General features: G+C 73.8%; 11 protein-coding genes. 7 read left to right on the top strand and 4 right to left on the bottom strand.

Annotation, left to right across the window (positions count from 1 at the left end):
- Positions 1–5: 5 nt before the first annotated feature.
- Genes ACIQE0_RS04535 through ACIQE0_RS04525 form a run of 3 tightly spaced genes read left to right on the top strand, consistent with a single transcriptional unit; the run spans position 6 to position 2,991 of the window.
- Positions 6–1,631 (top strand): AMP-binding protein, encoded by a 1,626-nt coding sequence (locus tag ACIQE0_RS04535; RefSeq protein WP_402329027.1) that lies wholly within the window; start codon positions 6–8, stop codon positions 1,629–1,631.
- Entirely contained in the window at positions 1,628–2,380 is a 753-nt protein-coding gene (locus ACIQE0_RS04530; protein ID WP_402329026.1) for an enoyl-CoA hydratase family protein, read from the top strand. Before ACIQE0_RS04535 ends, ACIQE0_RS04530 begins: the two co-directional genes overlap by 4 nt.
- Positions 2,368–2,991 carry a TetR/AcrR family transcriptional regulator gene (locus tag ACIQE0_RS04525; RefSeq protein ID WP_402329024.1) on the top strand — a complete coding sequence of 208 codons (624 nt, stop codon included), beginning with the start codon at positions 2,368–2,370 and terminating at the stop codon, positions 2,989–2,991. Before ACIQE0_RS04530 ends, ACIQE0_RS04525 begins: the two co-directional genes overlap by 13 nt.
- Before the next feature lie 612 nt (positions 2,992–3,603).
- On the opposite strand, the gene ACIQE0_RS04520 is transcribed toward ACIQE0_RS04525, so the two are convergent.
- The gene (locus tag ACIQE0_RS04520; RefSeq protein WP_366340244.1) at positions 3,604–4,701 is read right to left on the bottom strand and encodes a citrate synthase 2; all 1,098 of its coding nucleotides are present in this window, start codon (positions 4,699–4,701) and stop codon (positions 3,604–3,606) included.
- A 472-nt stretch (positions 4,702–5,173) separates the two neighbouring features.
- On the opposite strand from ACIQE0_RS04520, the gene pdxH reads away from it, so the two are divergent.
- The gene (pdxH, locus tag ACIQE0_RS04515) at positions 5,174–5,809 is read left to right on the top strand and encodes a pyridoxamine 5'-phosphate oxidase (protein ID WP_402329252.1); all 636 of its coding nucleotides are present in this window, start codon (positions 5,174–5,176) and stop codon (positions 5,807–5,809) included.
- 629 nt (positions 5,810–6,438) lie between these two features.
- A complete protein-coding gene (locus tag ACIQE0_RS04510; protein WP_402329022.1) occupies positions 6,439–7,797 on the top strand; it encodes a PAS domain-containing protein in 1,359 nt (452 codons plus the stop codon).
- Between the two features lie 38 nt (positions 7,798–7,835).
- On the opposite strand, the gene ACIQE0_RS04505 is transcribed toward ACIQE0_RS04510, so the two are convergent.
- On the bottom strand, positions 7,836–8,603 hold the full coding sequence (locus ACIQE0_RS04505) for an SIS domain-containing protein (protein ID WP_366340240.1): 768 nt from the start codon (positions 8,601–8,603) through the stop codon (positions 7,836–7,838).
- Between the two features lie 270 nt (positions 8,604–8,873).
- Between ACIQE0_RS04505 and ACIQE0_RS04500 the strand changes: the two genes are divergently transcribed.
- Together ACIQE0_RS04500 and ACIQE0_RS04495 are read left to right on the top strand one after the other, a co-directional pair.
- The gene (locus tag ACIQE0_RS04500) at positions 8,874–9,566 is read left to right on the top strand and encodes a metal-dependent transcriptional regulator (RefSeq protein ID WP_366340238.1); all 693 of its coding nucleotides are present in this window, start codon (positions 8,874–8,876) and stop codon (positions 9,564–9,566) included.
- A 589-nt stretch (positions 9,567–10,155) separates the two neighbouring features.
- The gene (locus ACIQE0_RS04495; protein ID WP_402329019.1) at positions 10,156–11,031 is read left to right on the top strand and encodes an alpha/beta fold hydrolase; all 876 of its coding nucleotides are present in this window, start codon (positions 10,156–10,158) and stop codon (positions 11,029–11,031) included.
- A gap of 220 nt (positions 11,032–11,251) precedes the next feature.
- On the opposite strand, the gene ACIQE0_RS04490 is transcribed toward ACIQE0_RS04495, so the two are convergent.
- Complete coding sequence (locus ACIQE0_RS04490) at positions 11,252–11,908, bottom strand: hypothetical protein (RefSeq protein ID WP_402329017.1); 657 nt, start codon at positions 11,906–11,908, stop codon at positions 11,252–11,254.
- Positions 11,909–12,353: 445 nt separating this feature from the next.
- Positions 12,354–13,868, bottom strand: a complete 1,515-nt coding sequence (locus ACIQE0_RS04485; protein ID WP_402329015.1) for a hypothetical protein — start codon at positions 13,866–13,868, stop codon at positions 12,354–12,356.
- Positions 13,869–14,351 lie beyond the last annotated feature (483 nt).

The raw sequence follows: 14,351 nt of genomic DNA, 5'->3' as shown, positions 1-14,351 counted from the left end.
CCTCTATGGCGTCCACGACGTCCCGCCCCTCTCATCCCTCCCATCCCTCCCACGTCTTCCGCAGCGCCTATCCCGACGTCGCCCCCGTGGAACTGCCCATCCACGAGGCCGTCCTGGGGCACGCGGCCGCCCACGGCACCCGGCCCGCCCTGATCGACGCCCTCACCGGCGCCACCCTCGACTACGCCCGGCTCGACCACCACAGCCGCCGGCTGGCCGCCGCGCTCGCCGCCGCCGGGCTCCGCAAGGGCGAGGTGCTGGCCCTGCACAGCCCCAACTCGGTGCTCTTCCCCGTGGTGTTCTACGCCGCCAGCCGCTGCGGCGCGGCCGTCACCACCGTCCACCCGCTCGCCACCGAGGCCGAGTGCGCCCGCCAGCTCAAGGACGCGGGGGTGTCCCGGATCGTCACCGTCGCGGCGCTGCTGGACACCGCCCGCGGCGCCGCCCGACAGGCCGGCGGCATCGCCGAGATCCTCGTCTGCGACCGCGCCGAGGGCCACCGCTCCGTCCTCGACCTGCTCGACGGCGACGACCCGGAGCCGGCCCCGGACATCGCCCCGGCCACCGACCTGGCCGCGCTCCCGTACTCCTCGGGCACCACCGGCACCCCCAAGGGCGTGATGCTCACCCACCGCAACATCGCCACCAACCTCGCCCAACTGGCCCCGCTGACGACCACCGGCCCAGGGGACCGCGTCCTGGCCGTCCTCCCCTTCTTCCACATCTACGGGCTCACCGCCCTGATGAACGCCCCCCTGCGCAACGGCGCGACCGTCGTCGTGCTGCCCCGCTTCGACCTGCGCCAGTTCCTCACCGCCATCCAGGAACACCGGATCACCGACGTCTACGCCGCGCCCCCGATCGTCCTGGCGCTCGCCAAGCACCCGATGGTCGAGGAGTTCGACCTCTCCTCCCTGAGGCATCTGCTCTGCGCCGCCGCCCCGTTGGACGCCGACCTCGCCGCCGCCTGCGCCCGCCGCTTGGGCCTGCCCACCGTCCTCCAGGCGTACGGCATGACCGAACTCTCCCCGGGCACCCACGTCGTCCCGCCCGGGGCGTCGCCCGCGCCCCCGGGCTCGGTCGGCACCCTGCTCCCCAGTACGGAACTGCGGATCGTCTCCCTGGAGACCGGGCGGGACCTCGGACCGGGGGAGACCGGCGAGATCGTCCTCCGCGGACCGCAGGTGATGAAGGGCTACCTGGGCCGCCCCGCCGAAACCGACGCGATGATCGACGCCGACGGCTGGCTGCACACCGGCGACGTCGGGCGGAGCGACGCGGACGGCTGGCTCCATGTCGTCGACCGGGTCAAGGAGTTGATCAAATACAAGGGCTATCAAGTCGCCCCCGCCGACCTGGAGGCGCTGCTGCTCGCCCATGAGGCCGTCGCGGACGCCGCCGTCATCGGGGTCACCGACGAGGACGGCAACGAGGTGCCCAAGGCGTTCGTCGTGCGCCGGCAGGGGGCCGCCCTCACCGCCGACGAGGTCATCGCCTACGTTGCAGGCCGAGTCGCCCCCTACAAGAAGGTGCGCCGCGTGGAGTTCCTGGACAGCGTGCCGCGCGCCACCACCGGAAAGATCCTCCGGCGCGAACTGCGCGCCAGGGAAAGGAGCTCTGCGACCCCATGACGTTCGTGGAGCGCGCCCATGAGCGCGGCATCACCACCCTCACCCTCAACTCCCCCCACAACCGCAACGCTCTCTCCACCCGCCTGGTCGCCGAACTGCACCAGGCCCTCGCGGACGCGGCCGCCGACGCCACCGTCCGGGCCGTGGTGCTCACCCACACCGGCACCACCTTCTGCGCCGGCGCGGACCTCTCCGAGGCCGCCTCGGGCACCGCCAAGGACGGCCCCCTGGCCCTCGCCCGCCTGCTGCGCGCCCTGGTGGAGCTGCCCAAACCGGTCGTCGCCCGCGTCACCGGCCACGCCCGCGCCGGCGGCCTCGGCCTCCTCGGCGCCTGCGACCTCTCCGTCGCCGGCCTTGGGACCACCTTCGCCTTCACCGAGGCGCGGCTGGGCCTGGCACCCGCGGTGATCTCCATACCGCTGCTGCCCCGTATGGACGCCCGGGCCGCCGCCCGCTACTACCTCACCGGCGAGAAGTTCGGCGCCACCGAGGCGGCCCGGATCGGCCTGGTCACCCTCGCCGCCGAGGACGTCGACGCCGAACTGGCGCCGCTCCTGGACGCGTTGCGCAAGGGCTCCCCCCAGGGCCTGGCCGCGTCCAAGAAGCTGGTCACGGCCCCCGTCCTGGCCGCCTTCGACCGGGACACCGACGCGCTCGCCGAACAGTCGGCCCGGCTCTTCGGCTCCGCCGAGGCCCGCGAGGGCATGACCGCCTTCCTGGAGCGGCGGGACCCGTCATGGGCGCGCTGACCCCCGCCCGCGGCGCCAAGGAGCCCCAGCAGGAACGCAGCCGCGCCACCCGGCTCGGACTGCTGGAGGCCGCCGTCTCCTGCCTCGCCGAACGCGGCTGGAGCGGCAGCACGGTCGCGGTCGTCGCCGAACGGGCCGGCGTCTCCCGCGGCGCCGCCCAGCACCACTTCCGCACCCGCGAGGACCTGTTCACCGCGGCCGTCGAGCACGTCGCGGAGAAGCGGCAGGCCGCGCTGACGGCACTGTCCCAGGACCTGCCGCCGGCCGGCTCCCTCGCCCGCACCCGGCGCATCGTCGAGGAACTGGTCGGCCTCTACACCGGCCCCCTCTTCCGTGCCGCCCTCCACCTGTGGGTCGCCGCCTCCGACGAGCCCCAACTCCGTTCTCGCGTCACCGCGTTGGAGGCTCGCGTGGGCCGCGAGGCGCACCGGACGGCGGTGTCCCTCCTGGGCGCCGACGAGTCCGTCCCCGGCGTCCGGGAGACCGTCCAGGGCCTCCTCGACATGGCCCGCGGCCTGGGCCTGGCGAATCTCCTGACGGACGACTCGGCGCGGCGGGAACGGGTGGTCGTCGAGTGGGCGCGGATCGTCGCCAACGCGATGTCTCGCTGAGCGGCTTCCCACGTTGTCGGCTCCCCCGCCGCGGGGGTGCTGTTCTTCGCGCCTGCGGCGCGTTGGCTTTGTTCGCTGCGGTGCCGCTGCGCGGGGCTTGTCGGGTGCGGTGCCTGTCCGCTGCGCGGGGCTTGTCGGGTGCGGTGCCTGTCCGCTGCGCGGGGCGTTGTCGGGTGCGGTGCCTATCCGCTGCGCGGGGCTGTTGGGTGCGGTGCCGGGTCTGTGGGGCGGTAGGGGTGTGCCGGACTGCTTCGCTTTACGTCCGGCACACCCCTACCGCCCCACAGACCCGTCCCCTCCCGTGTGTGGTGGGGAATTCAGGTGAGTGGGGGCAACTCCCGGTGGGCTGCTGCGGGTTGTGTGTTTCGTGGTGGCCGTTGGTGGCCCACTCGGCTTGGCCGGTGACTCGGGGGTTTCCACCCCACAACGGGAGGGGGCGGGCCTTCGGGGCAGGGGGTGTCCGGACGTAAAGCGCAGCAGTCCGGACACCCCCTGCCCCGAAGGCCCGTCACCGCACCCGAAAGCCCCGCGCAGCGGACCAAGGCAATGCACCGCAGGTGCACAAGACAGCAACCCCTACGACGGCGAGGCCAACAACGCGAGAGCCAAACGTCACGCGATGTCGGCGTACCCCGCGATCGACTGCGGGCTCCGTGCCGCGGGGCCCACGTAGTGGGCGGAGGGGCGGACGAGGCGACCGGTCCGCTTCTGTTCCAGGATGTGGGCGCTCCAACCCGCCGTGCGGGCGCAGGTGAACATCGAGGTGAACATGTGCGCCGGGACCTCCGCGAAGTCCAGCACGATCGCCGCCCAGAACTCCACGTTGGTGGCCAGGACCCGGTCGGGGCGGCGGTTGTGGAGTTCCTCCAGGGCGGCCTTCTCCAGGGCCTCGGCGACCTCGAAGCGCGGGGCGGCCAGTTCCTCGGCGGTGCGTCGCAGGACCCGCGCCCGCGGGTCCTCGGCGCGGTAGACGCGGTGGCCGAAGCCCATCAGCCGCTCGCCGTTGTCCAGCGCCTGCCGGACGTAGGCGGCCGCGTCCCCGGTCCGCTCGATCTCCTCGATCATGCCGAGGACGCGGGAGGGCGCGCCGCCGTGGAGCGGGCCGGACATGGCGCCGACCGCGCCGGACAGCGCGGCCGCGACGTCCGCGCCGGTCGAGGCGATGACCCGGGCGGTGAACGTGGAGGCGTTCATGCCGTGTTCGGCGGCCGAGGTCCAGTAGGCGTCGACGGCCTTGACGTGCTGGGGGTCGGGCTCGCCGCGCCAGCGCTTCATGAAGCGCTCGACGACCGTCTCGGCCTTGTCGATCTCCCGCTGCGGGACCATCGGCAGGCCCTGGCCGCGCGCCGACTGGGCGACGTAGGAGAGCGCCATCACGGCGGCCCGGGCGAGGTTGTCGCGGGCGGTCCGCTCGTCGATGTCGAGCAGCGGTTTCAGGCCCCATACGGGCGCCAGCATGGCGAGCGCGGACTGCACGTCGACCCGGATGTCACCCGAGTGCACCGGGATCGGGAAGGGCTCGGCGGGCGGCAGCCCCGGCGTGAACGCGCCGTCGACCAGCAGTCCCCAGACGTTCTCGAAGGACACGTGCCCGACGAGGTCCTCGATGTCCACCCCGCGGTAGCGGAGCGCGCCCCCTTCCTTATCGGGTTCGGCGATCTCCGTCTCGAACGCGACGACTCCCTCAAGCCCGGGAACGAAGTCGGACATCAGGCGGCTCCTCCAGATGGGCACGGCAGTCGGCCCGCGACCGGCTGCCGTGCGGTCGGGTCGGTTGGTGCGCCGATGCGGTTACGCGGCTGCGTCGGGCAACTCGCGGTCCGTACCGGTCACCTCGGTGATGCCCCGCCGGGGCAGGGGCCACGCGACGGTTTCCGTCCGCGGGCGGGCGGTCCGCGGACGAGGTCGCCGCCACGGTGCGCCGCGGCGGCCTGAAGACGGACACGATAGCTTCCGGTGCCCGGGGGCCACAGTGGGCCGGGCCATGATTGTCGCGGGTTCACCGGCAGCGGGGAAGCGTGACGTCCGGCACACTGGTCGATTGGCCGACGGGAGGGTTACGGCCCGGCGACGAGGGGCAAACTTCCGGCCCACCGGGCTGCCCGGCGTGGCGTCGATGCTGCAAGATGAGGCCGTGCATCCCGCCGACATGCCCTCCGCCGACACCCCCGATCCCTCCTCCATGCGCGCGCACTACCGCGCCGAGGGAATCGTCGAGTCCGATCTTGCCGCGAGCCCCTTCGACCAGTTCGCGCGCTGGTTCAAGGACGCGGCCGCAGCCGGTCTGCACGAGCCCAACGCGATGGTCGTCTCGACGGCGGACGCCGCCGGCCGGCCCAGCTCAAGGACCGTGCTGCTGAAGGCATTCGACGAGCGCGGCTTCGTCTTCTTCACCAACTACGGCAGCCGCAAGGGCCGCGATCTGGCCGAGAACCCGCATCTGTCGCTGCTGTTCCCGTGGCATCCGCTCGCCCGCCAGGTCATCGTGATCGGCACCGCCGAGCGCATCGGCCGGGACGAGACCGCCGCCTACTTCCGTACCCGCCCGCACGGCTCCCAGCTGGGCGCCTGGGCCAGCGACCAGTCCACGCCGATCGCCTCCCGGGACGAACTGGAGCGCTCCTACGAGGAGTTGGCGACCCGGTACCCGGAGGGCGAGCAGGTGCCGGCGCCCCCGCACTGGGGCGGCTACCGCGTCACCCCGGAGACGATCGAGTTCTGGCAGGGCCGGCTCAACCGCCTGCACGACCGGCTGCGGTACGTCCGCCAGGGCGCGCCGGGGGCCGGCGGGTGGCGGGTGGAGCGCCTGGCTCCGTGACGGGTCGGGCACCCGTCGGACCGGCGGGTGCCGCGGCCGTGGCGGCCGCATACGCAGACGACCCGCGGGCTGCCTCCTTCGCGCTCGGTGGCGCGAAGGGCCGGTCGGACGAACCGGCAGCCCGCGGGTCGGGTGACTGCTTGGGATTGGGCCGGCTGCGCATCTGCAGTATGCGCGGATCCGGCGCTGCACTTCGGTGAAGCGACGGGCTGCTAGCCCGCAGCCACCTCACGCGTCCGGTACGAAATCATCTGCCGAACCACCTCCCTTCTCGTGTACCTCACACGTTAGGAACCCGCCGGCTCCCGCACAACAGGTTTTTTCGGGGCCGGTTCTTTGCGGGGTCCGGATCCGGTGGGCGGCGATTTCCCGGAATCGGATGTGTTCCACGTCACGTTCCAGTTGAATGTCCCCACGTGCAGCACGTGCGGCCGCGTTCGTAAGGGGTGCCAGTGACTGCCTCGTCGGCTTCTTCTGCCTCATCGGCCTCGTCGCCACACCAGCCTGCCTCCGCCGGCCCGCCGGGCCCCCGTGGGTCCGGCCGGTCCTGCGCCGGGCCACCGGGCGCCGACGCCGAGCGACCACCGGACGCCGACGACTCCGGGCTGCTCGCCGCCCTCCTGGACGGTATGGACGCCGCCCTGATGGCCTTCGCCGCCGACGGGACGGTCACGCACTGGAACCACGAGGCCGAGCGCATCCTGGGCTGGACCACCGAGGAGGCGGTCGGCCGCAGCGGCCTGACGGGCTGGGCGGTGCGCGCGGAGGACGCCGAGGGCGTGCGGTCCGCGCTGGCCGCCGTGATGCGCGCCCCGGGCCGCCAGGTGCACGACTTCGCGCTGCTCACCAAGGACGGCCACCGGGTCCTGGTCCGCACCCAGTCCTCGGCGGTGCACGCCCCCGACGGCCGGGTCGCCGGGGCCTACTGCGCCTTCAACGAGTCGCACACCCAGCTCGACCTGGAACGGGCGGTGGCGCTCAGCGAGGCGCTGTTCGACGACGCCACCTGGGGCGTGGTGCTGGTCGACGCCGATCTGCGCCCGGCGGTCGTCAACGCCCACGCCGCCCGCACCTTCGGCATGGGCCGTGGCGCGCTGCTGGGCCGTCCGCTGGGCGATGTCCTGGCCCAGGGCGTCGAGGAGTTGGAGAGCGCCCTGACGCACGTCCTGGCCGAGGGACCGCCGCCGGCCGTCGCCGAGCTGTGGGTGACGCTGCGGGACGGGGAGGGCGAACTGCCGCGCCGGTGCTGGCGCAGCGGCTTCGTCCGGCTGTCCTCACCGCTGGCGGAGGAGCCTGTTCCGCTCGGCGTCGCCTGGCTCTTCCAGGACATCACCGACGCCAAACGGGCCGAACAGGACGCCTCCCTGCTGCGTTTCCGGTCCCACCAGCTGCACCGCGCGGGCCGGGCCGCCGCCGAGTGCCCGGACCCGGCCGAGGCGGCGGCGGTGCATCTGGACTTCGCCCTGGCGGGCTTCGCCGACCACGCCCTGGTCGATCTCGTCCGCACCCCGTCCCCGGCGCCCTACGGGGCGGTGGACGCGGACACCGCATGGGACGCGGAGGCGGCGCCCACCGGGGGCGGCCCCGGCGTCCCGGAGGGCGGCGAGACCGGGGCGCCGCGGCTGGTGCGGGCGCTGGCCTCCCCGGCGGGCGAGCCGGGGCCCTCGGAGGCCGTCCCGGCGAGCGGTCTCCCGGTGGCGTACGCGCCGAACCACCCGGCGCTCCAGGCGTACGCGCGGCGCGGCTCCGTACGGGCCAGCGCCGGCCTGGCCCCCACCGGAGGCTGGGCGGCCGCCCGCAACTGGCCGGACGGCGCGGTGCACGGGCTGTGCGTGGTGCTCCGCAGCCGGGGCCGCACCCTGGGGGTCGCCACCTTCCTGCGGACCCCCGCGCGCCGCCCGTTCGACCGCGCGGACGCAGACTACGCCGAGGAGGTCGCCGCCCGGATCGCCGCCGCGCTGGACCTGGCGGGGGCGGCGGGGGCATGACGCGCCGCCCGGGGCCGAGCGGCGGCGCCGCCCGCCCTTCAGTGCCGGTAGAAGATCCGGTCCGCGTACTCCCGCATCACCCGGCCGTTCCACTCGTGCCCGCCGTCCACGTTCCCCGAGCGCAGCAGCGGCGGCTGCGCGCCCCGCTCGGCCAGTACACCGGCCGCCGTCGCCACCACGGCCTGCATGATCGCGCTGGTGACGACCGTGGAGGCGGGGGCGAACGGCGCGTCGATGCCGGGCAGCGTCAGCTCCGCGTCGCCGACCGGGATGCGGCTGTCCAGGACTATGTCGCAGTGGTCCTTGAGGAAGGTCCCCGAGGAGTGCCGGGAGGTGGTGGCGCCGGCGTAGGCCACCGACGTCACGCCGATGACCTTGATGCCCAGGGCCCGCGCGGTGAGGGCCATCTCCACCGGCAGGGCGTTCCGCCCGGAGAGCGAGATGATCACCAGCGCGTCGCCGCGCTCCAGCGGGCTGGTGTCCAGCACCGCCGCGGCCAGCCCGTCGACCTGCTCCAGCGCGCTGCCCAGCGTCGCCGGCCGGACGTCCACCCCGACGACCCCGGGGACGGTCAGCAGGTTCATGACCGCCAGTCCGCCGGCGCGGTAGACGGTGTCCTGGGCCGGCAGCGAGGAGTGCCCCGCCCCGAAGGAGAAGACCCGGCCGCCGGCGGCCACGGTGTCCGCGATCAGCCGCCCGGCCGCGGTGATCCGGTCCCCCTCCGCGTCCCGGACCTGCCGCAGCAGGTCGATCGCGGCATCGAAGTACCGCCCCGCCAGCCCCTCGCTCCGGTCACTCTCAGCCATTGCCGCGGTCCCCTTTTGTCGCGTCTGGATGGGATCCCCGGACGGGCTCCGTGGCGGGACGGCACCGGCTCGCCGCCGTCGCGCCGCCGCCTCGTGGATCAGTGGTCCGGATCACGTTGCGGTCTGGACCTGTGCGCTGTCAATACGCCGGGCAATGCACCGGTTCCACCGGCCGGGAAGCGTCCGCTGAGCGGACGAGGAGGCACCGTTGTCAGTGGGATGCGTCAGAATTGAGTCCAGGGCCACCGCACGACATATCGAGGGGCACGCATGTCCGGACTGATCGACACCACGGAGATGTATCTCCGCACCATCCTCGAACTGGAAGAGGAGGGTGTGGTCCCCATGCGCGCCCGCATCGCGGAGCGGCTGGAGCAGAGCGGCCCGACGGTCAGCCAGACCGTGGCCCGCATGGAGCGAGACGGTCTGCTGACGGTCGCGGGCGACCGCCACCTGGAGCTGACGGAGGAGGGCCGCCGACTGGCGACGCGGGTGATGCGCAAGCACCGCCTCGCCGAGTGCCTGCTCGTCGACGTCATCGGGCTGGAGTGGGAGCAGGTGCACGCCGAGGCGTGCCGCTGGGAGCACGTGATGAGCGAGGCGGTCGAGCGCCGCGTCGTGGAGCTGCTCCGCCACCCCACCGAGTCCCCGTACGGCAACCCGATCCCGGGCCTGGAGGAGCTCGGCGAGAAGGCCGAGGCCGACCCGTTCCTGGACACCGGCATGGTCAGCCTGATCGACCTGGACGCCGGCGCCGACGGCAAGACCGCCGTGGTGCGCCGCATCGGCGAGCCCATCCAGGCCGATGCCCAGCTGATGTACACGCTGCGGCGCGCCGGGGTGCAGCCGGGCGCGGTGGTCAGCGTGACGGAGTCGCCGGCCGGTGTGCTGGTCGGCAGCAGCGGCGAGGCCGCCGAGCTGGACGCCGAGATCGCCAACCACGTCTTCGTCGCCAAGCGCTGAGCCCTCCGCCCGCGTCCGCTTGAGCGGCCCACGGCGGGCGGCCGCGCCCGGCGCCGCCCGCCGGCACTCCTCGCCCCCGCCGTCGACCTCTTCCACGAGCCCGCCTCCTCCACGAGCCCGCCGAGCTGCGCCGATGCGCATGCCCGCGGGCTCGTCAACTCCGTTGGCAGTGAACGGTCTTGTGCGAATCGGTGCGGATCGGCCGGTCTCGTGTCACCCTGGCGCTGATGCATGGTCATGCATCGGCGCCAGGGGTGATGCGGTGACGGCCGAGGGGGGATCGGATGCGTTCCACTGAGACCGGTCGGGGACGGTCAGGGCCCCGGCGCTGCGAGCTGCCGGGGCCCTGCCTCCCCATGTCCCCCCACGGCGACCCGGAGCCCCGAGCTCCCAGGGTCGTCCCCCACGGGCCCCCTTCCCGGTAGGGCCCGCCTCCCGGCAGATGTCTCCCCGTGGTGGCCGTGGTCAATCCCGCAGCAAGGTCACTCAAAAGTGGGGAGTTGGGCGCGGTGGCGATCCATTCGAATACCGGTTCGATAGTGTGAGGCGTGCGGGGCTGGCCACGGGACGAGTGGGGGTGCCAGGGCACATGGTGCGGCGTATCGATGTGACGGGGGCCGGCGGTGTACGGCTCGCGGCCTGGGAGTTCACCGACCCGCCCAAGAGCGGCGGCGAGCTGGAGGACGGCGGAGGGCGGCCCGGCGCGCTGCTGCTCCACGGCCTGATGGGCCGCGCCTCGCACTGGGCGGACACCGCCCGCCGGCTGAGCGCGACGCACCGCGCGGTCGCCCTCGACCAGCGCGGCCACGGCCGCAGCGAGAAGCCCGCCGAGGGGCCGCTGGACCGCACCGCCTACGTCGACGACACCATCGCCGCCATCGAGCAGCTCAGGCTGGCCCCGGCCGTGCTGGTGGGCCACGCCATGGGCGCCTTGACGGCCTGGCAGGTGGCGGCCCGGCGCCCGGATCTGGTCGCCGCGCTGGTCATCTGCGATATGCGGGCCTCGGCGCTCGGCGCGGCGTCGCAGCGGGAGTGGGCGGAGTGGTTCCGCTCCTGGCCGGTGCCGTTCGCCACCCTCGCCGACGTCCGCAGGTGGTTCGGGGAGGACGACCCGACGCTGGAGCGCCCCCGGCCGGTGCGCGGGGAGTTCTTCGCCGAGGTGATGGCCGAGCGCGCGGACGGCTGGCGCCCGGTCTTCTCCCGTCGGCAGATGCTCGGCGCCCGCGAGACCTGGGTGCGTGACGCGCACTGGGAGGAGCTGGCCCAGGTCCGCTGCCCCGCCCTCGTCATCCGCGGCCTCGACGCCGAACTGGGCCGCGCCGAGGCCCAGGAGATGGTCCGGGTGCTGCCGCGCGGCGAGTACGCCGAGATACCGGACGCCGGCCATCTGCTGCCCTGGGAGCAGCCCGACGCCTGGCACCGCGCCATCGAGCCGTTCCTCCGCTCGGTGGTGGCCCACCCCTGACGCAGGCGGCCCGAGCGGCCGGCGCGGCCGGTGCGGCCGGTGCGGCCGGTGCTGCCAGGGAGGCCGCACGGCACGGGCCGGGTCCGCGCCCGCCGTGCGTCAGGGGCGCGGCGTCGGCGCCGTCGCCCGCTCCGCTGCTGCGTGCCTCGCCGCCGCCCGCTCCGCTGCTGCGCGCCTCGCCGTCGCCCGCTCCGCCGCCGCGCGCCCCGCCGCTCCGCCGTCAGCCGGCGTCGTCGAACTTCCAGACCAGCGGATCGGCGGCGCTCTCGTCGCCCCAGTGGACCTCCAGGGCCCTGGAGCCCTTGGGGATCATGTAGGTCTGGCAGATGACGTGGCTCTCGTCGACCTTCCAGTCGTCGATGTCGATCGGGTCCTCGCAGCCCGGGAGGTCCAACGGGGTGCCGAGGAGCAGCCCACCGCGCCGGCCGTCCGCGTAGATCTCGGCGCCGTTGTCGACCCTCGCCAGACCCTTGACGACACCGGGACCCTTGTTCGTGTACTTCACGTAGGCGGTGGCGGCGACCAGACCCCGGGCGTCCCTCGGGTCCTGCACCATCTCCTTCGCCTCGTCCTCGGTCCCGACGTGCACCTTCTGCGCGGCGACCTCGTACGTGGTCTTCCCGGTTTCCTCCCTGTACGGTCCGGTGCCGCTCTGACCGGGTTTCAGCACACCGTCACCGGCCACCTCGGCCGGCCTTCCGCCGGTCGCCACCGCGGCGTTCGCGGAGCTCTTCCCGCCGTCGGGGCCGGAACCGGCGGCCGGCCCCGCCGCGTCCCTCCCGTCGCAGGCGGTCAGCGCCAGCGCCAGTACGGCGACCGGCGCGGCAGCGCGCCACCATGCGGTCCTTGTGTGCAGCACAACGTTCTCCCAGTTCATGCTCTCCCCCGACGCACGGCACCGTTGCCCGTGCTCGCGAACGGCCGTGAAAACGGAGCATAGGAGCGCGCTTTCACCGTGTCGAAACGCGGAAGCCGCAGGTCAGCCGCTTTCTGCTGGTCCGTCGCCGGAGCGTCCCGGCCCATTCATCGCAATCCCTGCAAAACGACTTCGGGATTCCGTCGTCAATCGCCGGCAAGGGCTGCGAACCGCGGTCCATTGCGGGTGAATTCACCGGCAATGCGGTCCGATGAACCGCCGGATGGTAATCCCCGGATAAAAAATTCCGCCGGAGCGGCGACACGTCCGGGGCCGGGCGGTCGATGCCCACGCCGCCACGCCGCCACGGCGGTTGGGCGGCCGGGCGGGCCGCGGCGGCGGGGAGGCCGGCCGGTTTCGCGTTGGCTCCGGGGCGGCTCCGTGGTGGGGCCGAGGCGGTCCTGGGTCAGTTCACCGTGCGGGTGAAGTCGCCGCGTCGGACGCGGGTGGTGAGGGAGTCGCCGGCCAGGAGGGAGCCGTAGCCCGTGGCGGCCCAGAGGCTCTGCTCCGCGGGCACTTCGAAGTACGGGACCGGATGGCCGTCCAGACGGTCCGTGAGGACCTCGGGGGCGCGGCGGGCGCGCACCGCGCGGAGACAGGTGTCGCAGGCGGCGACCCGGAGTTGTTCCCGGCGGCCCAGCGGCCGCCAGGGTATGCGGCGTGCGGCGGGGCCGTGCAGCGGGTGGAAGAAGCACAGCGGGAGGGCCGCGGGGGCGGGGGAGAGCGCGGCCCGGCCCTCGGCGACCAGCGCGAACACGCCCGCCAGATCCGGGATTCCGCGTGCCCGGTCCAGCACCGTCCCGGCCGCGGCATAGGCGTCCAGGGCGCGCTCGACGGCCTCCGGTGCGCCCGTGGCGGCGCGGGCCTCCTCGCCGAGCCGCACCACCTCCTCGCCGGCGCGCTCGCGCAGCCCGTCCTCGTCGGCCTGGTGGGCGGCGGCGAAGACGGACCGGGGCATCGCGAACGGCGTCCCGAAGTCACGCAGCCGCGCACGGCGCCGCAGCAGCAGCCAGGCCGCGGCGAGCACCAGCAGCGGCCCGGCGACCAGTGCCACGCTCCGGGCGGCCGACGACGAGCCCGCCGCCGGCTTCTTCGGTACGCCGCCGTCCGACGCGCCGCCGCCCGGTGTGCCGAGGTGGCTGGTGAGCCGCTCGTAGACCTGGTCGCCGTCACCGGCCTTGATGATCTCGATCGCCCGAGAGATGCGCTTGGTCAGCCCGGCGCCCTTCAGGGAGTCGTCGAAGTACACCGAGGCGGCGGCGCGTTCCGCCTGGTGGGCGTGGGCGGGCCACTCGCGGGCGTCGATGTCGTCGGGGAAGTTCCCGGGGGTGATGAGGATGGCCGGGCCGCCGCCCATCCGGTCGTGCACCACCTCGGTCAGTTGCTCCGGCTTGCCGCCCCAGTCGTCCCCCTCGACCAACGGGACCAGCACCACACGGATCGGCAGACGGCTCTGCTGGATCTGCCGCACCAGCGCTCGCTGATCGCCTGAATCGACCGCCGAGGACAGGGACGGATCGACGTACACCGGCGAGCTGCGCAGCGCGTCGGCGATCTTCTGTCCGGGGCTCTCGGACACCGCGACATACAGCCCCTTGCGCCCGAGGCGGTCGTGGATCGCGGCGAGCAGACCGGAGTCCATACCGCCGGAGGAGAGGGACGGCAGCACGACGACATACGTCGGAACCCCCAACCGCCCGGCCTCCGCGGCGAACTCGGGCGCCGTCGAGCGGGGGACCGCCCGCGGCAGCTGGTCGCTGACGTAGACCGGGCTGTGCCGGAGCTGTTCGGCGAGGTAGGTGGCCTGGCTCGGGGTGTCCGTGCCTGCGGCTTGCGCCGGGCTCGCGGCGAAGAACACGGTGGCCGCGGCGAACAGTGCCGCCAACCACCCGCTGACCAGCACTCTTCCGGTGCGTCGCACGGCCCCCACCCCCCTCGTTCGAATCTTGTCCAGACGCTACCGCTCCTGCGCATCGGCGAGGGGGCCCTGTGGATAACGTCCCGGCAACGTCGGTGAGCTGGGGTGTTGGGGTTGTTGGTGTGGGGCGGGGGTGGCCGTGCGTTCTGTTTGTGGTGGGTGCCGGGGGGCTGCGGGGCGGGCCTCCGGTGCCTGTGTTGTGGACTGCTGCGCTTTACGTCCACAACACAGGCACCTCCGGCCCGCCCCGCAGCCCCCCTCCCGTAACAGTCACGACTCCCGCCCGATGGGGGCTGAGCAATTCCGGGCCGTCGTGTTCACCCTCCAAGCCAGAAGCGCGGGTTGAGCGTGCGCACCCGGGACCCAGGTCATTTCTTCCCCCCAGAGGTGGGGCCGGGCGACGGCGGGAGGGTGTGGGGTGTTGGGGGGGGGGGGGGGGGGGGGTATGGGGGGCGCGGCCGGACCCCCCCCCCCCCGCCCCCCCCA

The organism is Streptomyces sp. NPDC093097 (assembly GCF_044754325.1).
In the GTDB taxonomy this organism is placed as follows: Bacteria; Actinomycetota; Actinomycetes; order Streptomycetales; family Streptomycetaceae; genus Streptomyces.
This window is presented reverse-complemented; position numbering and strand designations above follow the sequence as displayed.

What these genes read in the sequence shown, in the direction of transcription:
- ACIQE0_RS04535 (WP_402329027.1), top strand. Translation starts at nt 6, where the DNA reads ATGGCGTCCACGACGTCCCGCCCCTCTCATCCCTCCCATCCCTCCCAC.
- ACIQE0_RS04530 (WP_402329026.1), top strand. Translation starts at nt 1,628, where the DNA reads ATGACGTTCGTGGAGCGCGCCCATGAGCGCGGCATCACCACCCTCACC.
- ACIQE0_RS04525 (WP_402329024.1), top strand. Translation starts at nt 2,368, where the DNA reads ATGGGCGCGCTGACCCCCGCCCGCGGCGCCAAGGAGCCCCAGCAGGAA.
- ACIQE0_RS04520 (WP_366340244.1), bottom strand. Translation starts at nt 4,701, where the DNA reads ATGTCCGACTTCGTTCCCGGGCTTGAGGGAGTCGTCGCGTTCGAGACG.
- pdxH (WP_402329252.1), top strand. Translation starts at nt 5,174, where the DNA reads ATGCGCGCGCACTACCGCGCCGAGGGAATCGTCGAGTCCGATCTTGCC.
- ACIQE0_RS04510 (WP_402329022.1), top strand. Translation starts at nt 6,439, where the DNA reads ATGGACGCCGCCCTGATGGCCTTCGCCGCCGACGGGACGGTCACGCAC.
- ACIQE0_RS04505 (WP_366340240.1), bottom strand. Translation starts at nt 8,603, where the DNA reads ATGGCTGAGAGTGACCGGAGCGAGGGGCTGGCGGGGCGGTACTTCGAT.
- ACIQE0_RS04500 (WP_366340238.1), top strand. Translation starts at nt 8,874, where the DNA reads ATGTCCGGACTGATCGACACCACGGAGATGTATCTCCGCACCATCCTC.
- ACIQE0_RS04495 (WP_402329019.1), top strand. Translation starts at nt 10,156, where the DNA reads ATGGTGCGGCGTATCGATGTGACGGGGGCCGGCGGTGTACGGCTCGCG.
- ACIQE0_RS04490 (WP_402329017.1), bottom strand. Translation starts at nt 11,908, where the DNA reads ATGAACTGGGAGAACGTTGTGCTGCACACAAGGACCGCATGGTGGCGC.